Source organism: Sphingomonas aerolata, assembly GCF_003046295.1.
GTDB classification, from domain to species: Bacteria; Pseudomonadota; Alphaproteobacteria; order Sphingomonadales; family Sphingomonadaceae; genus Sphingomonas; species Sphingomonas aerolata.
This window is the reverse complement of the sequence record NZ_PZZN01000002.1, coordinates 717,144-739,688: the sequence shown is the minus strand read 5'-3', so window position 1 is coordinate 739,688 and position 22,545 is coordinate 717,144. Positions and strand designations below refer to the sequence as shown.

General features: G+C 67.1%; 22 protein-coding genes and 1 pseudogene. 9 read left to right on the top strand and 14 right to left on the bottom strand.

Translation table 11 applies throughout. From position 1 onward, the window contains the following. Positions 1–24: 24 nt before the first annotated feature. The 7 genes from C8J24_RS10790 to C8J24_RS17560 form a co-directional block, all read right to left on the bottom strand. Entirely contained in the window at positions 25–1,764 is a 1,740-nt protein-coding gene (locus C8J24_RS10790; protein WP_037528403.1) for a peptidoglycan D,D-transpeptidase FtsI family protein, read from the bottom strand. After that, complete coding sequence (locus tag C8J24_RS10785; protein ID WP_031440797.1) at positions 1,761–2,393, bottom strand: hypothetical protein; 633 nt, start codon at positions 2,391–2,393, stop codon at positions 1,761–1,763. The genes C8J24_RS10790 and C8J24_RS10785 overlap by 4 nt, the downstream gene beginning before the upstream one ends. After that, on the bottom strand, positions 2,390–3,346 hold the full coding sequence (rsmH, locus tag C8J24_RS10780) for a 16S rRNA (cytosine(1402)-N(4))-methyltransferase RsmH (protein WP_244180622.1): 957 nt from the start codon (positions 3,344–3,346) through the stop codon (positions 2,390–2,392). Before rsmH ends, C8J24_RS10785 begins: the two co-directional genes overlap by 4 nt. Beyond that, a complete protein-coding gene (locus C8J24_RS10775) occupies positions 3,343–3,753 on the bottom strand; it encodes an MraZ C-terminal domain-containing protein (protein WP_320481608.1) in 411 nt (136 codons plus the stop codon). Before C8J24_RS10775 ends, rsmH begins: the two co-directional genes overlap by 4 nt. Before the next feature lie 420 nt (positions 3,754–4,173). Then, positions 4,174–4,401, bottom strand: a complete 228-nt coding sequence (locus C8J24_RS10770) for a hypothetical protein (RefSeq protein ID WP_244180621.1) — start codon at positions 4,399–4,401, stop codon at positions 4,174–4,176. A 125-nt stretch (positions 4,402–4,526) separates the two neighbouring features. Further along, positions 4,527–5,507, bottom strand: coding sequence for a cysteine synthase A (locus C8J24_RS10765; RefSeq protein WP_107932811.1), 981 nt, complete (start codon positions 5,505–5,507; stop codon positions 4,527–4,529). 100 nt (positions 5,508–5,607) lie between these two features. Continuing rightward, positions 5,608–5,778 (bottom strand): hypothetical protein, encoded by a 171-nt coding sequence (locus C8J24_RS17560; RefSeq protein ID WP_156363533.1) that lies wholly within the window; start codon positions 5,776–5,778, stop codon positions 5,608–5,610. Positions 5,779–6,011: 233 nt separating this feature from the next. Here C8J24_RS17560 and C8J24_RS10760 point away from each other — a divergent pair, with 233 nt between their 5' ends. From C8J24_RS10760 to aat, 3 genes are all read left to right on the top strand, one after another. Then, the gene (locus C8J24_RS10760) at positions 6,012–6,398 is read left to right on the top strand and encodes a hypothetical protein (protein WP_107932264.1); all 387 of its coding nucleotides are present in this window, start codon (positions 6,012–6,014) and stop codon (positions 6,396–6,398) included. Positions 6,399–6,516: 118 nt separating this feature from the next. After that, on the top strand, positions 6,517–7,242 hold the full coding sequence (locus C8J24_RS10755) for a ParA family protein (protein WP_107932809.1): 726 nt from the start codon (positions 6,517–6,519) through the stop codon (positions 7,240–7,242). Positions 7,243–7,252: 10 nt separating this feature from the next. Further along, positions 7,253–7,987 carry a leucyl/phenylalanyl-tRNA--protein transferase gene (gene aat, locus C8J24_RS10750; protein WP_107932262.1) on the top strand — a complete coding sequence of 245 codons (735 nt, stop codon included), beginning with the start codon at positions 7,253–7,255 and terminating at the stop codon, positions 7,985–7,987. Between the two features lie 35 nt (positions 7,988–8,022). On the opposite strand, the pseudogene C8J24_RS17865 reads toward aat, so the two are convergent. The 5 genes and pseudogenes from C8J24_RS17865 to C8J24_RS10725 all read right to left on the bottom strand — a co-directional run. Next, positions 8,023–8,256, bottom strand: a pseudogene (locus C8J24_RS17865) (DUF2155 domain-containing protein); the annotation flags it as partial. A gap of 200 nt (positions 8,257–8,456) precedes the next feature. Further along, on the bottom strand, positions 8,457–8,846 hold the full coding sequence (locus tag C8J24_RS10740) for an NADH:ubiquinone oxidoreductase subunit NDUFA12 (RefSeq protein WP_031395586.1): 390 nt from the start codon (positions 8,844–8,846) through the stop codon (positions 8,457–8,459). 92 nt (positions 8,847–8,938) lie between these two features. Then, positions 8,939–9,484 carry a DUF192 domain-containing protein gene (locus C8J24_RS10735; RefSeq protein ID WP_107932260.1) on the bottom strand — a complete coding sequence of 182 codons (546 nt, stop codon included), beginning with the start codon at positions 9,482–9,484 and terminating at the stop codon, positions 8,939–8,941. Between the two features lie 29 nt (positions 9,485–9,513). Further along, a complete protein-coding gene (locus C8J24_RS10730; protein ID WP_107932806.1) occupies positions 9,514–10,182 on the bottom strand; it encodes a cold shock domain-containing protein in 669 nt (222 codons plus the stop codon). A gap of 64 nt (positions 10,183–10,246) precedes the next feature. After that, a complete protein-coding gene (locus C8J24_RS10725) occupies positions 10,247–10,768 on the bottom strand; it encodes a regulatory protein RecX (RefSeq protein WP_244180620.1) in 522 nt (173 codons plus the stop codon). Positions 10,769–11,039: 271 nt separating this feature from the next. On the opposite strand from C8J24_RS10725, the gene C8J24_RS10720 reads away from it, so the two are divergent. Further along, positions 11,040–12,770, top strand: a complete 1,731-nt coding sequence (locus C8J24_RS10720) for a fatty acyl-AMP ligase (RefSeq protein WP_107932804.1) — start codon at positions 11,040–11,042, stop codon at positions 12,768–12,770. Between the two features lie 209 nt (positions 12,771–12,979). Next, complete coding sequence (locus tag C8J24_RS10715; protein WP_244180619.1) at positions 12,980–15,304, top strand: putative bifunctional diguanylate cyclase/phosphodiesterase; 2,325 nt, start codon at positions 12,980–12,982, stop codon at positions 15,302–15,304. A 142-nt stretch (positions 15,305–15,446) separates the two neighbouring features. Here the strand turns inward: C8J24_RS10715 and C8J24_RS10710 are convergent, their stop codons facing one another. Together C8J24_RS10710 and C8J24_RS10705 are read right to left on the bottom strand one after the other, a co-directional pair. Continuing rightward, complete coding sequence (locus tag C8J24_RS10710; RefSeq protein ID WP_107932254.1) at positions 15,447–16,910, bottom strand: CYTH and CHAD domain-containing protein; 1,464 nt, start codon at positions 16,908–16,910, stop codon at positions 15,447–15,449. 77 nt (positions 16,911–16,987) lie between these two features. Continuing rightward, positions 16,988–17,896 carry a helix-turn-helix domain-containing protein gene (locus C8J24_RS10705; protein ID WP_167396744.1) on the bottom strand — a complete coding sequence of 303 codons (909 nt, stop codon included), beginning with the start codon at positions 17,894–17,896 and terminating at the stop codon, positions 16,988–16,990. A 377-nt stretch (positions 17,897–18,273) separates the two neighbouring features. On the opposite strand from C8J24_RS10705, the gene C8J24_RS10700 reads away from it, so the two are divergent. The 4 genes from C8J24_RS10700 (at position 18,274) to C8J24_RS10685 (ending at position 22,527) form a co-directional block, all read left to right on the top strand. Then, complete coding sequence (locus C8J24_RS10700; protein WP_037528139.1) at positions 18,274–19,272, top strand: NAD-dependent epimerase/dehydratase family protein; 999 nt, start codon at positions 18,274–18,276, stop codon at positions 19,270–19,272. 58 nt (positions 19,273–19,330) lie between these two features. Next, positions 19,331–20,206 carry a glutathione-dependent disulfide-bond oxidoreductase gene (gene yghU / locus C8J24_RS10695; RefSeq protein WP_107932250.1) on the top strand — a complete coding sequence of 292 codons (876 nt, stop codon included), beginning with the start codon at positions 19,331–19,333 and terminating at the stop codon, positions 20,204–20,206. A 206-nt stretch (positions 20,207–20,412) separates the two neighbouring features. After that, positions 20,413–21,432 (top strand): ferritin-like domain-containing protein, encoded by a 1,020-nt coding sequence (locus tag C8J24_RS10690; protein ID WP_107932248.1) that lies wholly within the window; start codon positions 20,413–20,415, stop codon positions 21,430–21,432. A 51-nt stretch (positions 21,433–21,483) separates the two neighbouring features. After that, positions 21,484–22,527: a ferritin-like domain-containing protein gene (locus tag C8J24_RS10685; protein ID WP_107932246.1), complete on the top strand. Its 1,044-nt coding sequence runs from the start codon at positions 21,484–21,486 to the stop codon at positions 22,525–22,527. The last annotated feature ends 18 nt before the right edge of the window (positions 22,528–22,545 follow it).

The following is a 22,545-nucleotide window of genomic DNA, read 5'->3' as shown; positions in this document are numbered from 1 at the left end:
GCACCGATCCTCATGTATCGCCCCTCATTCCGCACCGGACGTCGGCTTTGCGCCAAAGGCCGGCGTGCCCGGCGCATGCCACAACAGCGGCAACAAGTCGCTTTCGTCAATGTCGCGGTTCGCGTCGGGAATGACGCCGAGCATCGATCCGGTCCGGCTGATCACGCGCGATACCACCGGCGCCGCGGTCCAGGCCGCGGTGGTGAAGCCATAGGATTCCTTGTTACCCTTGGCGGAATCGAGCGTCACCACAACGACGTAGCGCGGCGCGTCCATCGGAAACGCGGCGGCGAAGGTCGAGACGTTGGTGTGCTTGTTATAGCCACCCGCCTGCGCGATTTCGGCCGTACCGGTCTTGCCACCGACGCGGTAGCCGGGCGCCTCGCCCTTGCGGCCCGTGCCATATTGCACGACCAGCCGGAGCAGCTGCCGCATCCGCGCGCTCGTCGTCGTGCTGATCACGCGTCGCCCGGCGGGGATATGCGCCGGATCGATCTTCAGCAGCGTCGTCGGGCGCCAGATCCCGCCATTCACCAGTGTCGCATAGGCGTTGGCGAGGTGCAGCGGCGTTACCGCGATACCGTGCCCATAGGCCGACGTCATCAGGGTCGTGCGCGCCCAGAAGGTCGGCCAGATCGGCCGGCCCTTCTCGCGCAGTTCGATATCGGGCTTGGTGTCGAAGCCGAGCTTGCGGAACATGTTCTGCATCCCGGCCGCACCGATCTGGTCGGCGATCCGCGCGGTCGCGATGTTCGACGAATAGATCAGCGTCTCGGGGATGTTCAGCCAGCGCTTCTCCTCATCGCCCGGATCGTCGTGGATCGTGTAGCCGCCAACGCGCAGCGGGACGGTCGCGTCGAAGCGCCGCGCCATCGAGGTGACGGTGCCCGAATCGATCGCCGCCGCCATCGCGATCGGCTTGAACACCGACCCCAGCTCGTACACGCTCTGCGTACCCATGTTGCGCAGCTGCTCGGTGCCCGCCATGCCGACCCGGTTGGGGTTGAAGACCGGCATCGACGTCATCGCGATCACTTCGCCGGTGTCGACGTCGAGGACGATGCCCGCCGCGCTCTTGGCCTGGAACGACGCGACCGCACGCGCGAGCTCGCTTTCCATCGCCGCCTGGACGCGCGTGTCGATCGACAGCGCGACCGGCGCGCCGTTCAGCGCGGGGTTGGTCAGCCGCTCGTCGAGGACGCGCTCCATCCCTGACATGCCGTGGCCGTCGGTCGACAGGAACCCCAGCGCATGCGCCGCCATGGTCGATTGCGGATACAGGCGCTGCGTCTCGCGCGCGAACACGATCGCGGGTTCGCCGATCGCGTTGACCTGCTCGACCAGAGCGGGCGACGCGCGGCGTTGCAGGTAGCTGAAATTCACATCCTTGGTCAGCAGACCGTAGAAAAAGGCCTGGTTGCCGCGATCGGGCATCAGCGCCGCCAGCCGCGCGGCGATCTCGGTCGGATCGCCGATCATCTTCTTGGGATGCACCGCGATCGTCCACGCGTCGATCGTCCTGGCCAGCGGCGCGCCGTTGCGATCGACGATATCGCCGCGCGCCGCGATCGCCGCGGCGCGGGCGCCGGGATCGCTCAGCGACGACTGGATCGCGAGCACGCCGAGCCGGCCGATCACGACCAGCACCGCAGCCCCGAACAAGAACATCAACATCATCAGGCGCGTATGAGCGGTCGCGACCAGCGCGTGGCGCTGCGTTGCGGTACGCCGCTCGGAAACCGGCCGGGCGACGAGGGTGGTCAACGCAGACGCCCTGCCTCGGCCCGCGCGCCGCTCAGGATCGAACCCAGCGTGTTGTCGGACAGCAGCTTGCGGTCGAGCATCGCGACTGCCTGCGGACGGACCTTGGCGACCGCGGCGAGGCGCTCGGGGGCGGCCGCGCGGACGATCGCCGTGTCGGTGGCACGGGCGGTCTGGACGGTGGCGCGGACGGTGACGGGCTTGAGCGGCGCTGCGGCAGCGACGGCCTGCACGGCGACGTCGACCGCCTGCGGTGCCGCGGCGGCGGCCGCAACCGGCAGCGACGGCACGAGCAGCTGCGCGGTCTGGACGGTGGCGCCCGCGGGCCCGCCGATCTGGTTCACGTCGAGGCTGGCGAGGGCCGATTCGCTTGCGACGAACTGCCCGGCGGTCGGCGCGGACAGCGCCAGCGTATCGCCGTTCCAGCGCTCGAGCTGCGCGAGGTTCGCGCGCGTGTCGAACTCGGTCTCGAGCGCGCGGATATCGCGCTCGGCCGACCGGATCTGGCCGTTGACGGTCTCAAGCTTCTTACGCTCGGCGGCCACCTGCAGCGAAACGAGGTAAAAGCCGAGTACGACGGCAACGCAGCCACCGAACCAGCCCACACCCTTCAACCGATACGCCGCCGTCATGTCGTCACCTCTTCCGTCCAAGGTTGCGCGGAGGTCCGCCGCGCCGTTCGTAAAGTCGCAGAGCGTGCGCGCGGATTGCGCGCCAGCTCGTCCTCGCCGGCGCGCACGGGGCGGCCGACATCGGTAAAACTCGGTTCTACCACGGTTTTTGCCTGTGGAAGATGACGGGAACCTGAAGGCGCACTGCCCGACCGCGTGCGCAGGAACCGCTTCACCATGCGATCCTCCAGGCTGTGGAAGGTCACGATGGCGAGCCGTCCGCCGGGCTTGAGCGCGCGCTCCGCCGCCAGCAGGCCATCGGCGAGCTCGCCGAGTTCGCGGTTGATATGGATCCGGATCGCCTGGAACGCGCGCGTCGCGGGGTCCTTCTTGTCGTGCGCCTTGTACCCCAGCGCGCGACGGACGACATGCGCGAGCTCGCCGGTACGCGTCATTGGTCGTGCGGCAACGATCGCCCGCGCGACGCGACGCGACTTGGGCTCGTCGCCAAAATGATAGAGGACGTCGGCGATCTCGTCCTCGTCGGCCTCGTTGACGAAATCGGCGGCGGTCATGCCCGCCTGCGCCATCCGCATGTCGAGCGGTCCGTCCGACTGGAACGAGAAACCGCGCTCGGCCTGGTCGAGCTGCATCGACGAGACGCCGATGTCGAGCGTGATGCCGTCGACGGGCAACGCGTCGCGTGCCTCGAGTTCGGCGACCATCGCGGAAAAGTCGGCGGCAACCAGCGTCAGGCGCTCCTCGCCATCGGCCCAGTCCTGTCCGGCGGCAATCGCGTCGGGGTCGCGGTCAAACGCGATGACGCAGGCGCCACGCGACAGCAGCGCCCGCGTATAACCGCCCGCGCCGAACGTCCCGTCGACGATCGTCTCGCCGGGCGCGGGGGCCAGCGCGGCGATCACCTCGTCGAGCAGGACCGGGATGTGCGGGGCGGCGGGGATCGTGTCGCTCACAGCGAAATCCCCTTTTCGGCCATGTAGAAGCGCGCCATTTCCTTGACGACGGGGGGCATGTCGTCGGTCGCGACCAGCGCGGCGGGGTCCCAGATCTCGATATAGTCGAGGACGCCGTAAAAGAATGCGTGCCCCTTGATCCCGGCATAGAAGCGCGGGAAGGCGGGCATGATGAAGCGCCCCGAGCCATCGAACGGTACGGCCTCGCCCGACGCCGCGCGACGCTTGATGTTATAGTCATATTCGCCGTCTTCACGGGTATTCTCGGCCTCGCGGCGGTCGAGCTTTTCGGCGAGCAGCGCGACATAACCCGGATCATAGGCGACCAGGCAGCGGTTCTTCTGGTGTGCGCCGATGATGATGGTTCCGCCGTCCTTGCCGTTCGCCTTGGGGGCATTTGCCGACAAGATCGTCCGAAGGGCGGAAGGGATGGCTACCCGGCCCTTGTCGTCGACAAGGCCGATGCCATCTCCTTGATATCGCCCTCGATCCGACACGCCAATATCCCGCGAATGGCGCGCACGTCTTCCCGCCTCGAACCGCAGCCTTCGCCGCGGCCCGGCCGCGCAATCGCGAACGGTGAACGGTGAACGTGCCCCTGTGTTAATCTCCGTCTATCACAGCGGAACGGGGACGCAACGGGATATTTGGGGATTTCCGGGAATCAAGCGCTGCATTGCCCTTGATCCGGGACCATGTGCCCTGCCGGGACGACGCGGCGCGCACATTGATCCACAGCAAGGTCGAGTCGCACCTGGCATGCGGACGCGCTGCACGTCAGCGTGGTCCCGTGATTTCCCCGGCGCGGCAGCGGCGGGAAGCCCGGATCAGTTCGGAGTAGCGGGTGCCTGTGCATTGACGCTGGGTGCGAGGCCCATTTCCGCCAGTGGCTCGTCGGCACCGTCGGCGGCAGCGGTCGTGTTCGACACGGCCATGTTCGCGACGACATCGGCCTGTGCCGAGCCGGCGGCGACCACGGGTCGTTCGCGTGTCGCCGACCCGATGATCGCGCTGGCGAGCCCGATGAAGATCACCACTGCGGCGAGCCCGATCATGCCGACCTTTATCCGCTGCATGGTTTGCGAAGGTGCGCGTTGCGTCTGCATCTTGTCGCGCGCATCTACCCGATCATCGCGCACTTGTCGAATTTCACCATCCCGCGGCGCGCCGCCGCCCTCGCTCACACCAGGCCCTTCGCCGCGCGCCATTCAGGATTGTACAGCGTCGAGAGGTAGCGGAACCCCGTATCGCACAGGATCGTCGCGATCCGCTTGCCCGGTCCGAGCTGCCGCGCCAGCGCGACCGCGCCCGCGACGTTGATCCCGGACGACAGGCCGAGGCACAGCCCCTCCTCGTCGAGCAACTGCCGGGTCCAGGCATAGCCTTCCGCGTCCGAGATCCGGAACTGCGTATCGATCGGCGCGCCATCGAGATTGGCGGTGATCCGCCCCTGCCCGATGCCTTCCGCAACCGAGGACCCTTCGGACTTCAGCTCGCCATGCGCGTAATAGTTATACAGCGCAGCGCCATGCGGATCGGTCAGCGCGATGCAGATCGCCTCGTCCTTCGCCTTCAGACCCAGGCCGACGCCGGCGATCGTCCCGCCCGTCCCCGCCGCGCAGGTGAAGCCGTCGATCCGCTCGTCCATCTGCCGCCAGAGCTCCTCGGCGGTCCCGATAATATGCGCGTGGCGATTGGCGGTGTTGTCGAACTGGTTCGCCCAGATCGCGCCGGGCGTCTCCTCGGCGATGCGCCGCGACGTGTGCACGAAATGACACGGGTTGGAAAAGGCGGCGGCGGGCACGAGCACGAGTTCGGCACCCAGCGCGCGCAACGTGTCCATCTTCTCGCGGCTCTGCGTCTCGGGCATCACGATGATCGTCTTGTAGCCCTTGGCATTGGCGACCAGTGCCAGGCCGATCCCGGTATTGCCCGCGGTCCCCTCGACGATCGTCCCGCCCGGCTGGAGCAGGCCGCGCGCCTCGGCGTCCTCGACGATGAACAGCGCAGCGCGATCCTTGATCGACGCGCCCGGATTGGTGAATTCGCACTTGCCGAAGATATCGCACCCCGTCGCGTCGCTTGGCCCCTTCAGTCGCACCAGCGGCGTATTCCCGATCAGGGCAAGCGTATCGGGGGCGGTCAGCGTGTCGGATCTCATCTGCATTGTCTGTAGATGGCGCCACTCCCGGTCCGCCACAAGCGCGCTAAAACTATCCACCGGACAAGCCGGCGCACCAAGCCCCGTCAGGCCGCCCCTTTCACGCCGCGTCGCTCCTCACCGTTTCGATGCGGGCCTGAACGCAATCCAGCGCGTCGGACAATTTGGCGCCGAGCAGCAATTCGCCCCCCTCGTCGGCCAGGCAGAGCGCCTGGGTGATGAGCGTCGATATCGCCGACAGGCGCTCGGCGGCAGGAATTTGGCCCGGCATGCAACGTCCTCTTACAACGGTTCCGTGAAATATAGTGGCAGATGCGTGACATCGGACGACCCCGGTGCCTTTATTCCCGCGTCGCCACTGCCGGAATGTGGTGGCGCAACACTGCCGGGCGCCATCGCCAATGCGACGAACCGGCGCATCCCGGGGATGACCCGTCCCGCCGCGCGCGCATCGCGGCCGCTACGGCTTGACGCGATTTGCTGCATGCGCGAAGCCCCGACGATATGAAGAAGACGCTCCCCCTCACCGCCGTCGCCGCGCTGTTCGCGCTGGCTGCCTGCAACTCCAAACCGGCTGCACCCGAGGTGGTCGACAGCAATCCCGATCCGATGGCGAACCAGCTCGCCAATGCGGCACCGGTCGAGCTGCCGCCGTCGATCAAGTCGGAGCAGACGATGCGCTGCAAGGACAACAGCCTGGCCTATGTGACCTTCTTCCAGGGGGGCAAGCAGGCCGTGGTTCGTCTCAAGGAAGGCGGTCCGGCCACGACGCTCAAGGCGGCTGCCGAGGGTGAGCCACTGGTCGCCGACGGCGGCTGGTCGATGACGGGCACCGAGAAGTCGATCGAGCTGACCCAGCCGGGCAAGCCCGGCCAGACCTGCCACACCTGATCCTTCAGCCGGCCACGGCCGGATGATCCCGCGCCCCGGACGACCGCCAGCGTCGCCCGGGGCGTAGTTTTGCCGCGATGCCTTGCCATCGGCGGCGCGCACCGGCACGCTGGCCGGCATGGCAACCATCGCGATCTACAGCCTGAAGGGCGGCGTCGGTAAGACGACGCTGGCGGTCAATCTCGCCTGGTGTTCGGCAACCCGGTCGGCACGCCGCACGATTCTCTGGGACCTCGACCCGCAGGCCGCGAGCAGTTTCCTGCTGCACGGTACCGCCGGGCGGGATCAGGCCCAAGCGATGTTCTCCCGCGATATCAGCGTCGCCAAACGCGCCCAGCCGACGCCGGTCGCGAAGCTCGACCTGATCACCGCCGACGCTTCACTCCGCGGTCTCGACCAGCTGTTTCACACGCTCGACAAGAAAAAGCGGCTCGGCAAGCTGATCGGCGCGCTGACCGATTATGATCGCGTCCTGCTCGACTGCCCGCCGGGACTTACCGAAACCGCCGATCAGGTGATGCGCGCCGCCGATCTGATCGTCGTTCCCGTCATCCCCTCGCCACTGTCGCAACGCGCCTATGAGGAGGTGATCCGCCATCTCGGCGGCAAGGTGCCCGTGCTGCCCGTCCATGCGATGGTCGATCGCCGACGGCGCCTGCATGCCGACGCGCTGGCCGCCAACCCCGACTGGCCGGTCATTCCAATGAGCAGTGTGATCGAGGCGATGACGGTACAACGCGCGGCGGTCGGGGCCTTCGCACCACGCTCGACCGCCGCGGCGGCGTTCGATCAGCTGTGGCGGACGATCGAACATCGGCTGGCGGCGGGGTTGGCAGCGGGCTAAGGCGCGACCGATGGACATTCTCGATCCGCGCCTCGTGCTTGGCGGCTATGCGGCCGGCGTCTTCCCGATGGCCGACAGCCGCGACGCGATCGACGTCTACTGGGTCGAGCCGCGCCAGCGCGCGGTCCTGCCGCTCGACGGGTTCCGTCTCTCGCGCTCGCTGCGCAAGACCATCGTCGCGGACCGCTTCCGCGTCACCGTCGACACTGCGTTCGGCCAGATCCTCGCGCTGTGCGCCGAAAGCGTCGAGGGCCGGCCCGAGACGTGGATCAATGCGGGGATCGAGCGGGTCTTCCACACGCTGCATCTGATGGGCTTTGCGCATTCGGTCGAATGCTGGGACGGCGACCGGCTGGTCGGCGGGCTATACGGGCTGGCGCTCGGGCGGGCCTTTTTCGGCGAAAGCATGGTCAGCCGCGCGACCGACGCGTCGAAGGTCGCGCTGGCGCATCTCGTCGCGCGGCTGAAGGCCGGCGGCTTCGACCTACTCGATTGCCAGTTCCAGACCTCGCATCTCGAATCGCTCGGCGCGATCGAGATCGAGCGTGCCGATTATATCGCGTTGCTCGCCGCGGCGCTCGATGGGGTGGTCGGCTCGACCGGCTCGTCCGGCGCGGCTGCGTCGTCGGCCGCCACCGGGGATTTCTTCGCGCTCGACCGCGCCGCTGCAGTTGCGCCCGACGATGCCGTATCCGGCCCGGTTGCGGGGAAGGTCATCGCGCAGCTTTTGGTCCAGACGTCGTAGATCGGATGCTGCACCGCGTTCAGCGCGGGGCGCTCCTTGTACAGCCAGCCCGAAAATGTCCGCCGCCATTTCTTGTCGACGCCGCGGACGATCACCTGGACAAAGGCCCCCGTCAGCTGTTCGGGCTCCCAGGGGGCGGTCTGTTCGCAGGCGCGCAGGCGGAGGACGACGTCGCCCATCCGGGTTGCCTGTCCGGGCTTCAACGTGACGTCGCGCGTCACCCCGTTCCGCTTGTTGAGCAGGCCGATCACCGCGACGCGCTGTGCCATCGGCGTCCCGCCATTGGCGAGCGCCGCGCCGCCCGTGTCGATCGTCTCGACCGATCCGTCACCGGCCTGATCACCGCCCGGCAGATCCTGCTGGACCACGACGGTCGTATCGGCCCTGCGGTTCGTCCAGGCGCGATAGCCGAACCAGCCACCGACCGCGAGAACCACGACCAGGATCGCCGCAGCGATCCGGCGCTGCATCACTCAGGCACCCACGCTTCGTAATCGCCGGTCGCCGCAGCGCGCTGGCCACCCTTTTCCATCGCGCCCGTCGGGCGATAGGCGAGTGCGGTACCCGTCAGATTCGGCAGGGCGGGCTTTTGCCAGGGGCGGACCGGCGGCAGGGCACGATCGGGCACGTCGGCGACCTGATGGTGCAGCCAGCTGAACCAGGCGGGCGGTACCCGGCTGGCGTCGGTCGCACCCTGATAGATCACCCAGCGGCGCGGATTGCCCGCGGTGTCCTTGCCGCCTTCATAATAGACGTTGCCGAGCGCGTCCTCGCCCATCCGCGTCTTGCCGCGGAGCCCGAATTTGGTGCCGAGCGTGGCGCCGTTCCACCAGGTGAAGGTCGATGCGAGAAATCCCATAGCCGCCGCTTAGCGGGTGCACGCCGCGCCATCAACCTCGAACGCAGTGCCCGCGCCATGGCGGGACGGCACTTTGCGGTGGATATGGCGGTTCAGCCCGGCGCACCCGGCCATTCGACGCGGTCGCCCTCGGCGATGCCGAGTTCCCCGGCACGTCCGCCCATGATCTCGAGGACCGCGCCGACGGGTTCGCCCGACGGGATCGGCGTTTCGGAGAACGGGATCGTGTTCTCGGCGATCCGCGCGATCGTCCGGTCGGCGCGGATATAGATGATGTCGAGCGGGCTCGGCGTGTTCTTCATCCAGAAATTCGCCTCGCGCGGCCCGCTGCCGTCGGTCGGATAGGGCCAGAACAGCATGCCCCGATTCGGCTTGAGATCGGTCCGGTACATCAGCCCGCGGGCCTGCTCCGCCTCGGTCTTGGCGCTCTCGACGGTGAACACATGCGCGCCGTTCGCGCTGTGGATCGTCACGGCCAGCGTCGCGGCAGCCTGACCCGGTCCAGCACCGGTGCCCGTGCCGGTCGCAGTGCCCGCGACGGTAGCGTCTGGGGCGGCGGCGTCGCCCGCCCGGGCGTCGCCGTTCGAACACGCGCACAGGCCGAGCGCCAGAAGCGCGGCGAAGACGGTTTTACTCATTACATATATCCCCGGTTGCGGCGGGCCGGTTACCACGCCGGCGCGGATCGCTCCACCGTGACGGCCAGCGGCCCCTTGCGACCGGTCACGATTCGCGCCTGCAACGGCTGATCGGGCTCAACGACGTCGATCCCCGCCCGCCGCAGCGTTTCCATATGGATGAACACGTCACTGTCGTCGCTTGCCCGTACCAGGAAGCCATAGCCCTTGAGCCGGTTGAACCACTTGACGACGACGGGTTCGAACGGGCCTGCGGCATCGATCAGCGCGACCGGATCGATCCGGTCGACCGGCGCCGCCGTGCCCGGTCGTGCCGCCGTCTCCTCGACCGCGCCGCTCAGATCGATCGACAGGACTTCGCGCGCCTGGAACCCACGCCCGCGCTGCACCGCGACCACGTCGACCCGCGCGCCCTCTGGCAGGCTGCGCCGGCCATGCGGCTGGAGTACCGAGAAATGGATCAGGATATCGCCGATCGCCGTATCGTCAGCGACCGCGAAGCCGAAACCGCGCGTCACATCGAACCATTTGATCACCCCGCCGAGCACGGACGGCTCCGCGATAGCCTGTGCAGTCGCTTGTACAGCGGGCTGATCGACGCCTTGATCGATGTCCGGCACTGCGCGCGGTCCGGCAGCCGCCACCGCGTCCGGTACCGTGGCCGGCCTGTCCCCGTCATATTGCGCTTCACTACGCATCGTTACGCACCCCTGCACCTTGCTAGCACGCTTCGTCGCAGCCGCAACAACCTGCAATGCGTCCTCAGTCAAAATCTGTCGTATCGATCGTCTCAGACGGGGACGCGGCAAGAATTTTGCGTGCCAGATCGAAACCGTGGCCGGCGCGCACCATCGCGCTGAGCTGTTTTTGCCGCAGCGCACGATTCTCGGCCCCGCCCCCGTCGCTATTGTCCGACCGGGCATACGGGCCCAGCCGCTTGCGCTTCGCATAGGCCAGCGCCGCATCGACGTCGCGCGCCGCGATTTCGGGGGCGAGCGCATCGGCATCGGCCTCGTCGATCCCCGCCTCGCGAAACGCCCCCGCGACGCGCCGCGCACCCAGGCCGCGACGCTGCATCGCTGCCGCCCGCGCCTCTGCAAAGCCGCGATCGTTGATATAGCCGAGATCTGCCAGTCTTTGCGCCAGCCCCTCGGGATCGGCGGGCGGCACCGCCGGACCGGTTTCGGGCGCCTCGACCCAGCCGCGCTCGCGTATTTTGCGCCGCAGATAATCGCTCAGGCGGCCGCGCGTGGTCGCGAATCGCTCGACATAGCGCAGCGCCAACCCCTCCAGTCCCGCGGCATCCAGCGGTTTTGGCGGGCGTTTCTCCTGTCTTTCTCGGCGGCGATCCTGGGTCACGCCATCATTGTGCCACACTGGGATAGGATTTTGAACGCCACGACCGTGCATGGCTGGCCTTTGCACGGTCTCAAGCGGCGAATGTCCCCGGACAGGCCGCGACGTGGAAGACAGGACGCACATGACGATCGACACCTTTCAGACGACGGCGACGAACGGGCTGGTAAAGCCTGCGGTCGCACCGTCGGCCGATCCGATGCCGGCGCAGCGCACGGCGACCCCCACCGCGGACACGCTGCCGCGCCGCTTCGCCGACTTCACGACACTTGGCGAGGCACTCGACTATGCGGCGACGGGGCAGCGCGGCCTCAACTTCCATGACGCGCGCGGTACGCTCAGCCAGCCCTATCCCTATGCGACGCTGCGCCGTGACGCGCTGGCGATGGCGGATCGCCTGATCGCCGCCGGCGTCGCCCCTGCCGACCGCATCGCGCTGGTCGCCGAGACCGGCCCCGAATTCGCCGCGCTGTTCTTCGGTGTCGTGTATGCGGGCGCCTGGCCGGTGCCGCTGCCCCTGCCGACATCGTTCGGCGGCCGCGATTCCTATATCGAACAGCTCCGCGTCCAGCTTTCGAGCTGCGATCCCAAGATGCTGATCTTTCCGCCGGAGCTCGCGCAGATGGCGAGCGAGGCGGCGCGTCTGGCGGGCACGCACGGGATCGACTGGTCCGAATTCGCGACCCGCGAAGCCCCCGCCGCCACGCTGCCCGAGGCACGTCCCGACGACATCGCCTATCTGCAATATTCGAGCGGCTCGACGCGGTTCCCGCACGGCGTCGTCATCACGCACGAGGCTCTGCTCAACAATCTCGCCGCGCACAGCCACGGCATGGAAGTCTGCGACACCGACCGGTGCGTGTCCTGGCTGCCCTGGTATCATGACATGGGGCTGGTCGGCTGCTTCCTGTCGCCGATCGCCAACCAGGTCTCGACCGATTACCTCAAGACCGAGGATTTCGCGCGCCGTCCGCTCGCCTGGCTCGATCTCATCAGCCGCAACACCGGCACCACGCTCAGCTATTCGCCGACCTTCGGCTATGACATCTGCGCGCGCCGCATGTCGCCGCAGACCAAGGCGAGCGACCGGTTCGACCTGTCGCGCTGGCGCGTCGCGGGCAATGGCGCCGACATGATCCGTCCCGACGTGATGCAGTCGTTCGTCGACGCCTTTGCCGACGCCGGATTCCAGGCGTCTGCCTTCCTGCCCAGCTACGGCCTTGCCGAAGCGACGCTGGCGGTATCGCTGATGCCGCCGGGCGAAGGGATCCGCGTCGAGCTGGTCGAGGAAACTCAGTTGTCCGGCGGCGCGCGCGGCGAGGACCGCCCGCAGCGCTACCGGGCGATCGTCAATTGCGGCAAGCCGGTGCGCGACATGACGATCGAGATCCGCGAGGAGGACGGCACCCCCCTTCCCGAGCGTGCGATCGGCAAGGTCTGGTGCAAGGGCAAGTCGGTGATGGTCGGCTATTTCCGCGACGATGCCGCGACCGCGGCGTGCATGTCCGATGGCTGGCTCGATACCGGCGACATGGGCTATATGTCCGATGGCTATATCTACATCGTCGGCCGGGCGAAGGACATGATCATCGTCAACGGCAAGAACCACTGGCCGCAGGACATCGAATGGGCGGTCGAGCAGCTGCCCGGGTTCAAGGCGGGCGACATCGCCGCATTCGCGATCACGACCCCGGGAGGCGAGGAAACCCCCGCCGTCCTCGTCCAGTGCCGCAGCTCCGACGAGGGTGAACGCCTGCGCCTGCGCGACGAGATCCGCGAACGCGTCCGCTCTGTGACGGGCATGAACTGCGTGATCGAACTGATCCCTCCCCGCACGTTGCCGCGCACCTCGTCGGGCAAGCTCAGCCGCGCCAAGGCGCGCAACCTGTACCTGAGCGGCGACATCAAGCCCTATGACATCGCCGCCTGACGTTGCATGCCCCGCCGCACCGTCCCGCCAGTGCGGCGGGACGGTCGCGGCCCCTGCCCCCGACCCGGTTATTTTTCACAACGCGGGGGATGGGAACGTTGCGATAACCAACGTGCATTAAGCCCGGCGGTGTGAACAGCCAGTCGCCTTCCGGATCCGATACGCCCCCGCCAACCATGCCGGCGCGTACACGAATGTCGACGCATCACATGCCCATCGACATGCGCGCGCTTCTCGCGCTGTCGGAAGGGTGCGATCCCAGGGAATGGGGCCGGCTTCGCGCGGCGCAGCTCGACGCCGGCCGGCAACTCGCCTGGTTCGCCCTCGCCGCCAACCTGCTCGCGACAGCCGTCTGTGCCGCATTGCTCTATCCCCGGATGCCGTTCTGGCAGGTCGCGTCATGGTCGACGCTCCTGATCGCGGGGACCGTGTGGGTGACCATCCGCCGCCGCCTCGCTCCCTCGCGCGCTGCCGGGCATGGCGGCAGGACGGATATCCGGGCAACCTTGTGGGAGGGGGGCAGCCTCGCTCTGGCCTGGTCGGTCATCCCGGTTTTCTTCTGCCCGCAGGTCCCGGTCGCAACGAGCATCGGGCTCGGGCTCACGCTGATGATCGTGATGACGGGGGCAGCCTTCGCGATGGCGCCGCTGCCGCTCGCCACGCTCATGTTCGTCGGCACGCTCGGTTTCGTATCGTTCGTCCAGCTCATGCTGATGCACGCGGTTGCGATCGCCGGGGGGGTGCTCGCCTTCACCCTGTTGCTGATGACCGCCTGCCTCAGCCGGACGCGCGCGCTCGTCACGATCCACAATGCGCAGGCGGTGCTCGACGAACGCGACGAGACGATCAGCGTGCTCCTGCTCGAGTTCGAGGAAAGCGCAGCCGAATGGCTGTGGGAGACCGACGCGACACGACGCGTGATCCGGCCCAGCGCCCGCTTCGCGCGGGCGTGCGGTCGCGCGCCGGCGGATATCGACGGCATGCCGATCCTCCAGCTGCTGGCCGGACCCTCCTGGGACAGCGGCACGTTCGCGGCCGGTCTGCGCGCGCTTGCCGAAAAGCTGCGCAACCGGGACAGCTTCGTCAATCTGAGACTGCCGATCCGCTTTACCGAACAGGAGCGCTGGTGGCAGCTGGCCGCCGCGCCGCGATACGACGACCGCGGAATATTCTGCGGTTTCCGCGGCGTCGGTGCCGATGTCACGGATCAGCGCGCCTCCGCGGACAAGATCAACCGCATGGCGCGCTTCGACACGTTGACCGGGCTGCCCAACCGCCGGCTGATCACCGAGACGCTGTCCGACGCGATGATCGCGGCGGAGGCCTGTGGCGGACGCTGCGCGTTCATGATGCTCGATCTCGACCGGTTCAAGGCGGTCAACGACACGCTCGGCCACCCGGTCGGCGACCGGCTGCTGTGCCAGGTCGCGGAACGGCTCGGTCATATGATGAGCGCGAACGAATCCTGCGGGCGGCTCGGCGGCGACGAGTTCGCGCTCGTCGTCCGCGACGCCAGCGATACGGGCGCGGTCGAGGAGCTTGCCGGGCGCATCATCACCGCATTGTCGCGGCCCTATGACGTCGATCACTATACGCTGCATATCGGCGCCAGCATCGGGCTCGCCTTCGGGCCGCGCGACGGGCGCACGTCGGAGATGCTGATCCGGTCCGCCGATCTGGCACTCTATCGCGCCAAGGATGCCGGTCGCGGCGTGTTTCGCGTCTACGAGCCCGCGCTTTACGTCCAGGCGGAGGAGCGGCGGGTGCTCGAGATCGCGCTGCGCGGCGCACTCGATCGGGGTGAGATGTCCCTCGCCTACCAGCCGATCATCGACACGCAGGGCGGCATGCTGCGCGGCTTCGAGGCGCTGCTGCGCTGGGAAAGCCCGGAGTTCGGCACGGTCCCGCCGTCCCGCTTCATCCCGCTCGCCGAAGACGCACGGATCATCGCGCAGATCGGCGCCTGGGTTCTGCGCACCGCCTGCGCCGAGGCCGCAAGTTGGCCCGAGGGTCTGCGCATCGCCGTCAACGTGTCGCCGGTCCAGCTGCAGAATGACGGTTTCGTCACGACCGTCGCGACCGTGCTTGCCGACAGCGGGCTGTCGGCCGACCGGCTCGAGCTCGAGGTTACCGAGGGTGTCTTCCTGCGCGAGGATCGTGGCGCGACGACGACCCTCGCGCGTATCCTCGACCTTGGCGTACGCCTGAGCCTCGACGATTTCGGCATTGGCCACTCGTCGCTGGGCTATCTCAGCCGCACCCGCTTCTCCTCGATCAAGATCGACGGCAGCTTCGTCCGTGCCGCAGCGCGCGGCGGCCGCGAGGCGCTGGCGATCATCCGCGCGGTGGTCGCGCTCGCGCAAAGCCTCGACATCGCGACCATCGCCGAAGGGGTGGAGACACAGGACGAGCGTCAGCTTGTCGCGGCACTCGGCTGCACGCACGCGCAAGGCGATCTGTTCGGCCGCGCCCTCCCCGTCACCGAAACCCGCACGCTGGCAGAGCGCGACTGGACCGATTCAGCCGCGGCCTGACGTCGCAATGACGCGTCAGCCGAGCATCCCGGCATAGCTTTGCAGCGGCGGCGGCAGGATCAGCCGGGCGAGGCCACCCCCGACAACGACGACCATCGCGCACAGGCTGATCTGCATCGACCTGCGCCGGTCGTAAACCCGATCAGCGCCAGAAGGCTTTCCGGTCGAGCAGCGCCGAGTGCGCCGCGGCAGCGCGGTCGAGCCGCTTGGCGTGTTTGCGATCGTCGACCAGCGCCGCTTCATTATCCTCCATCCCCAGCCGGGCGAGGATCGTGGGCACCGTTGCCGCGTCGTTCAGCGTGCCGAGCCGGTCCTGCAGCGTTTCGAGCGTCGAGACGAACTTGGTCTGCCGCTTTTGCTGCACCGCATCGACGAACAGGTCGGCGAAGAATTCCGTCGCATAGCGCAGCGTCTTGGCGTCCTTGCGGATCGCATGACGCTCGTCGTCCGTCAGCAGCGCGAGCGATGGCGCGTCAATCTTGAGCGCCTGGCGTCGCTTGCGGAGCGCCGCCGCTGCAAACGCGCGGGCGGGCGCCTCGCGCACCGCCCGCGTCGCATCCCCCGTCGACCAGTCGCCAACCGCGAGCCACTGCGTCAGATCGAGCATTACCGTCCGCACGCGCGACGACTCCAGCGCCACTTCGACCTCGTCATAGGCCAGACCGCGCGCCGCCTCGATCCGGTCAAAGACGTCCCCCGCGCCCAGCTTCGCCGCCGCCATGTCCGCCAGCACGTCGAGATCGCGCGCCTGCCCCAGCGTCTGGGCCAGCCAGCGCAGCTCGGACCGGAAATGCGCCGTCTGCTCGCGTCCCAGCACGCGCTTGAAAAGCCCGAGCGCGGCGCGCGTCCGCCGCAACGCGACACGCGCCTGGTGCAGCGCCTCCGGCGCGCGCGTCTCGAGCAAGATCGTCTCGTTCAGCCGATAATGCCGCAGGCAGGCGCCAATAACCGTCCGGAGCGCCTCGATCGTCGTCGCGTCGTCATCGAGCGACACCGGCTCGGCCTTGAAGGCGCGACGCACCGGACCGGTCAGGCCGTAACCGCGCTCGGACTTGGTCACGACGCCGAGGCGCAGCGGCACCATATCCGCGATCCGGCGGGCCAGCGTGAACAGCGCGGTCGGGTCGCCGCACTTCAGTTCGATCTCGACTTCGCAGACCGGCGACTGCCGCTCGCCGACCCGGACCATCCCGCGGTCCAGCACGAGTTCGATCTCCGCCCCGTTCTCGCTGATCTCCCAGCTGCGTCGTTCCACCGACACGGTGAAGGCCGGCGCGAGCCGCTCGGTGGTCCCGTCGAGCAGCGCGAAGACCGGCGTGGTGTCGTCGAGACGCGGACGATCGTCCGTGACCGGCCGTTCCCATTCGGGGCGCGAGAACAACCCCGCGCCCTTTGCCGGGTCGATCTTGATCGTCTGGATCCGCGTATCGCCCGCGCGCCGGATCCGCAGCGACGCGCCGTGCTCCCGCAGCGTTTGCTCGGGCGTGTCGAAATAGATCGCCTCGAGCATCGTGGTACGGGTCGCGTCATCCGACGGCAGTTCGCGCGCGACCTGGTCCGCGGCGTCCGCCGTCAGGACGAGCTTCAATTCAACTTCCTGCATCATCCGCGTGTCCGATCTGCGTTCTCCTTACCGTAACGCATATCGGCGATGGAGGGCACAACCGGATTTGCCCGCTGCGGCTAGCTCGACAGCTGGTCGCGACCGTCATGGACGGTACGGATGATGCTGCTGACGCTGACCGGGGGCGTCGGGATGTGCAGCGCCTGGGTCGGCGTGCCGATCACCGCCGCGCGGGCGCGCAGGCTGGATTTCAGGAATAGCGTCTCCGATGCGAGGAAACGCCGCGGCGTCGTGCCGAGGAACGTCGTCGCGTCGCGCAGGAAATGCGACGCATCGAAATAGCTGCTGTCGATCGCCGAATAATCGACATGGCCATCGGGCCGGATCAGCCGGATGAACGACCGCAGGAAGCGCGCGCGCCGCAACAGCATCTTGGGCAGCATACCGAAATGGCGGGTGGCGAGCCGCCTGAGCGCGTGCGTCTCGATCCCCAGCCGGTCGGCGACATCCTGCATCTCGATCACCCCGTCGGTCACCGTCAGCGCGGCGAATGCACGGATCAGTTCCTCCTGCGGGTGCCGGCGCTGGAACAGCGGTTCCAGCACGTCGTCCAGGAACGGCTTGATCATCGCATCGTCGGACAGCGCGTCGAGCCCCGTCGTCAGCCGGCGCGACACTTCCGGACCGAGCAGCGTCTCGAGCGGCACGATGCGGTTGCGGAAATCACCCGCCAGCCGCGACGTCATCCGGGACCAGCCGATCGCGCTGATTCCGATCCCGACCGCGACGCCGCCATGCGTGACGGTGCGAAACGCGCGGCTGGTCGGGCCGTAGAGACTGGCGCGCTCGAGCGGCCCGAACCGATGGTTGCCGATCGCCACGGTGATCGGCCCCGCATCCGCCAGAATAGAAATCATAACTGGTGCAGGTAGATACCAGTTGACGAGCGGATTGCGATCACTGGCCGAATAGATCGCATATCCGGTCAGGCATTCGGCAAGGCTTGCCTGGGGCAAGTCATACCGCATCCGCATTCCCGGTGGCATCGCAAATTTTTCCGGCGATACACCCGGAGAGTGTGTTCCACCAAAAACTTGATCTACGTTCATACCACCCACTCGTTTCTGTACGGAAGTATCCGCGCGCTTGCGGCCTATGGCTATACTGCTTTGCAGCGAAATGCTAGTTGTCCTATAATCTGGCTTAGTATTGATTGGCTTCAATACTTTGCCCGTTCTTCTCCGGGTCTCGACATTGAAGACCGGCCACCGCCGCCGCCGTCCCGATGATGGACGTCGCGCTCGCGCCGCCTCGCGCGGCACAGCAGGGATGCGGGATTGATGGGGTTGACACTGGTATCGGCATCGCTTCTCGGTGCCGCCGAACCCATCAGGAAAGAACAGCGATGACAGTGATCGTAACCGGCGCCGCCGGCTTCATCGGCATGCATGTCGCGGACGCGTTGCTGGCACGTGGCGAGACGGTGTTCGGCATCGACGAATGCAACGCCTATTACGACCCCGCGCTCAAGGCGGCGCGGCTCGCCTATCTGCGTGACCGGCACGGCGCGGCCTTCACCTTCGCCAAGCTCGATTTCGCGGATACGCCCGCGCTCGACGCGGCGGTGGCAGGCCTCGACATCGACCGGATCGTCCATCTCGGTGCGCAGGCCGGCGTCCGCTACTCGATCGAGAATCCGATGGCCTATGCCCGGGCCAATCTGGTCGGGCATCTCAACATCCTCGAACTCGCGCGCGCGCGGCAAGTCCGGCACCTGGTCTACGCCTCGTCCTCGTCGGTCTATGGCGGCAATGACAGCGTGCCCTTCCGCGTCGAGGATCGCACCGACCGCCCGCTGTCGCTCTATGCCGCGACGAAGAAGTCGAACGAGCTGATGAGCGAGAGCTACGCGCATCTCTATCGCCTGCCGCAGACCGGGCTGCGCTTCTTCACCGTCTACGGCCCCTGGGGTCGTCCCGACATGATGATGTGGATCTTCACCAAGGCGATCCTCGCGGGCGAACCGATTCCGGTGTTCAACGCAGGCCGGATGGAGCGCGACTTCACCTATATCGACGACATCGTTGCCGGCATCGTCGCCGCGCTCGATGCGCCGCCCGCGGATGACGGCCAGGCGAAGCCCGGCGGCAGCATGGGGCCGCACCGCGTCTACAATATCGGCAACAGTCGCGCCGAACAGCTGGGCGAGGTCATCGACGTGCTCGAACAGGCGATCGGTCGCAAGGCGATCCGCCAGGACCTGCCGATGCAGGCGGGCGATGTCGTGCGCACCTGCGCCGATGTCAGCGCGATCGGCAACGATCTCGGCTTCGCCCCCACCACCAGCATCACCGAGGGCGTGCCACGCTTCATCCGATGGTATCGCGACTATCACGGCGTCTAGGCGTTAGGATCGTCGAGACCGAACCCGAGCCCACCCTTTCGATGCACGGAGCAGCCCGATGACCGACGCCCCGACCTATACCCCCCCGGCAATCTGGACCTGGAATCGCGACAATGGCGGCCGGTTCGCCGCGATCAACCGGCCGGTCGCCGGATCGACGCATGACAAGGGGCTGCCGGTCGGGCGCCACCCGCTGCAGCTCTACTCGCTCGGCACACCGAACGGGGTGAAGGTCACGATCATGCTCGAGGAGCTGCTGGCACTCGGCCATGCAGGCGCCGAATATGACGCTTGGCTGATCCGGATCAACGAAGGCGACCAGTTCGGCAGCGGCTTTGTCGCGATCAATCCCAATTCGAAGATCCCGGCGCTCATGGACCGCAGCGGCACGACGCCGCTGCCGATCTTCGAATCCGGCGCGATCCTGATGCATCTCGCAGAGAAGTTCGGCGCGTTCCTGCCGACCGAACCCGCGGCGCGCGCGACCTGCCTGTCCTGGCTGTTCTGGCAGGTCGGCAGCGGCCCGTTCGTCGGCGGCGGCTTCGGCCATTTCTACGCCTATGCGCCGGTCAAGATCGAGTATGCGATCGACCGGTTCGCGATGGAGGCCAAGCGCCAGCTCGACGTGCTCGACCGCCGGCTCGCCGACAGCGCGTATCTGGCCGGCGCCGCCTATACGATCGCCGACATGGCCGCCTGGCCCTGGTACGGGGCGCTGGTCCAGGGGCAGCTCTACGACGCTGGTGAGTTCCTCCAGGTCCAGGACTATCCGAACGTGAAGCGCTGGGCGGATGCGATCGGCGCACGCCCCGCGGTCCAGCGTGGCCGCATGGTCAACCGCGTCATGGGCGATCCCGCGAGCCAACTCCACGAACGCCATGACGCCACGGATTTTGCGACCCGTACACAGGACAAGTTAAGCCCGCCATCCTGAATGGCGCTATAAATGCTGTGGTGCAGCATTACTGAAAACATTGCGCATGATTAGTGTATTTGGAGAAGTTTGCCCAAGTATTCCATTTAGTTGCAACTTTATCTCCCAGCTCCCGTTCCTTGAACCGTTGTGCACACAGGATCGCCCGCCAGAGGCGATCGAGGCCGACCGTGTGCCGACGTGCCTGGTTCAGGGAGATGAAGCCAATGACCCAATCAACCCATCTGATCGATGCCCTCGATGCCCGTGTCGAACGGCGCAACGACCGGCGTGAGTTCTTCAAAAACGCACTTGGTGCGGCTGCGATGACGGCAGCCGGAGCGACCGCTATGTCGCTCTCGAGCGCCGCCGCGGCACAATCGGTAACCGACGCCGACGTCCTGAACTTCGCGCTCAATCTCGAATATCTCGAGGCGCAATTCTACTCCTACGCAGCCTATGGCACAGGACTCGATAACGCCCTGCTGACCGGCAGCGGTACGCAGGGTGCCGTTCGTGGCGGCCGCAAGGTCGCGTTCACCGATCCCATCGTCGAGCAATACGCGCGCGAGATCGCACAGGACGAGATCGCGCATGTCAGGTTTCTTCGCATCGCGCTCGGCAGCTCGACCGTGTCGCAGCCGGTGATCGACGTCAGCGTCTCGCCGACCAGCGCCTTCTCGGTCGCCGCGCAGGCCGCCGGGCTCGTGCCTGCCGGCACCGCCTTCGATCCCTATGGCTCGGACGAGGCGTTCCTGCTCGGCGCGTTCATCTTCGAGGATGTCGGCGTCACCGCCTATAAGGGCGCCGCGCCGTTGCTCACGAACAAGACGTTCCTCGATGCCGCGGCCGGCCTGCTCGCGGTCGAGGCCTATCATGCCGCGATCGTCCGCACGACGCTGTACGGCAAGGGTATCGACGTGCCGTCGTTGCGGACCTCCGCAGATGCCATTTCGCGCGCGCGCGACAGCCTCGACGGCGGTGGCGCCAACACGACGATCTTCGGCGCGAACGATATCGACCAGGGCATCTCGTCCTACAGCGCGACGCCGATCAACCTGTCCGCCACCCAGGCGGCGGTGACCGTGTCGAACATCGTGCCGCTCGACGCCGACGGTGTCGCCTATAGCCGCTCGGTGAGCCAGGTGCTCAACATCGTGTACCTGAACAGTGGCGCAGTGGCCGCGGGCGGGTTCTTCCCGGCAGGCATGAACGGCAACATCAAGACGAGCACCGCAGCAGCCTGAACCGCTTCAGCTCTGCCGTAAGCTTTCTTTGCTATTCAGGGGATTAACCCAATGACCGACCTCAATACCAAGCTCGAAATATTCGACGCCATCGCCGCCCGGCGCAACGAACGCCGCGGCTTCCTGCGCTTTGCCGGTGGCAGCGCGCTTGCCGTCGGCGGTGCGTCGCTGCTCGCGGCCTGCGGCAACGACGATGCCGATCTCGCACCGTCGCCGACGCCCACGCCGACACCCGCGACGGGGTCCGCCATCACCGATGCCGACGTGCTGAACTTCGCGCTCAACCTCGAATATCTCGAGGCGCAGTTCTACGCATTCGCGACGTTCGGCGTTGGCCTCAACGCCAGCCTGCTGACCGGTACCGGGACTCAGGGCGCCGTGACGGGTGGCCGACAGGTGCCGTTCCAGGACGCGATCGTCCGTGAATATGCGCGCGAAATCGCCATCGACGAAGTCGCGCACGTTGCCTTCCTGCGCCGGGCACTCGGCACTGCCGCGGTCGCACAGCCTGCACTGGACATCTCTGCCGGCACCGCGGCTGCGCCGGGCGCCTTCACCTTGGCCGCACGTGCGGCACGTGTCGTACCGGATACGGGCGTGTTCGATCCGTATGCCGACGACAACAGCTTCCTGCTCGGCGCGTTCATCTTCGAGGATGTCGGCGTCTCGGCGTATAAGGGCGGCGCAACGCTGATCGGCAACAAGACCTATCTCGAGGCGGCCGCCGGCATCCTCGCGGCAGAGGCGTATCACGCCGGCCTGATCCGCACGATCCTGTATCGCAAGGGACTGCAGACGCCGTCGCTGCGTACCGCCGCAAACCAGATCAGCGACGCGCGCGACAGCTTGGACGGCACCGTTACCAACGCAACGACGGGCATCGTCGGCGACATCGATCAGGGCATCACCGGCATGGATCCAACCGTGTCGAACATCGTCCCGACCGACTCCAACGGGCTGGCGTTCAGCCGGTCGGTCGCACAGGTGCACAACATCGCCTATCTGACCAACACCGCAAAGATCGGCGGGGGCTTCTTCCCCAACGGCACCAACAACCGCACCGATGCACTGCGCACCAGCGGCGCCAACGCGTGATCGTCGTCACGAACTGAA

Coding starts and splice junctions, on each gene's coding strand:
- C8J24_RS10785 (WP_031440797.1), bottom strand. CDS start 2,393: ATGACGGCGGCGTATCGGTTGAAGGGTGTGGGCTGGTTCGGTGGCTGC.
- C8J24_RS10770 (WP_244180621.1), bottom strand. CDS start 4,401: ATGATCGGGCTCGCCGCAGTGGTGATCTTCATCGGGCTCGCCAGCGCG.
- C8J24_RS10765 (WP_107932811.1), bottom strand. CDS start 5,507: ATGAGATCCGACACGCTGACCGCCCCCGATACGCTTGCCCTGATCGGG.
- C8J24_RS17560 (WP_156363533.1), bottom strand. CDS start 5,778: ATGCCGGGCCAAATTCCTGCCGCCGAGCGCCTGTCGGCGATATCGACG.
- C8J24_RS10760 (WP_107932264.1), top strand. CDS start 6,012: ATGAAGAAGACGCTCCCCCTCACCGCCGTCGCCGCGCTGTTCGCGCTG.
- C8J24_RS10755 (WP_107932809.1), top strand. CDS start 6,517: ATGGCAACCATCGCGATCTACAGCCTGAAGGGCGGCGTCGGTAAGACG.
- aat (WP_107932262.1), top strand. CDS start 7,253: ATGGACATTCTCGATCCGCGCCTCGTGCTTGGCGGCTATGCGGCCGGC.
- C8J24_RS10740 (WP_031395586.1), bottom strand. CDS start 8,846: ATGGGATTTCTCGCATCGACCTTCACCTGGTGGAACGGCGCCACGCTC.
- C8J24_RS10735 (WP_107932260.1), bottom strand. CDS start 9,484: ATGAGTAAAACCGTCTTCGCCGCGCTTCTGGCGCTCGGCCTGTGCGCG.
- C8J24_RS10730 (WP_107932806.1), bottom strand. CDS start 10,182: ATGCGTAGTGAAGCGCAATATGACGGGGACAGGCCGGCCACGGTACCG.
- C8J24_RS10720 (WP_107932804.1), top strand. CDS start 11,040: ATGCCGGCGCAGCGCACGGCGACCCCCACCGCGGACACGCTGCCGCGC.
- C8J24_RS10715 (WP_244180619.1), top strand. CDS start 12,980: ATGCCCATCGACATGCGCGCGCTTCTCGCGCTGTCGGAAGGGTGCGAT.
- C8J24_RS10710 (WP_107932254.1), bottom strand. CDS start 16,910: ATGATGCAGGAAGTTGAATTGAAGCTCGTCCTGACGGCGGACGCCGCG.
- C8J24_RS10705 (WP_167396744.1), bottom strand. CDS start 17,896: ATGCGGTATGACTTGCCCCAGGCAAGCCTTGCCGAATGCCTGACCGGA.
- C8J24_RS10700 (WP_037528139.1), top strand. CDS start 18,274: ATGACAGTGATCGTAACCGGCGCCGCCGGCTTCATCGGCATGCATGTC.
- yghU (WP_107932250.1), top strand. CDS start 19,331: ATGACCGACGCCCCGACCTATACCCCCCCGGCAATCTGGACCTGGAAT.
- C8J24_RS10690 (WP_107932248.1), top strand. CDS start 20,413: ATGACCCAATCAACCCATCTGATCGATGCCCTCGATGCCCGTGTCGAA.
- C8J24_RS10685 (WP_107932246.1), top strand. CDS start 21,484: ATGACCGACCTCAATACCAAGCTCGAAATATTCGACGCCATCGCCGCC.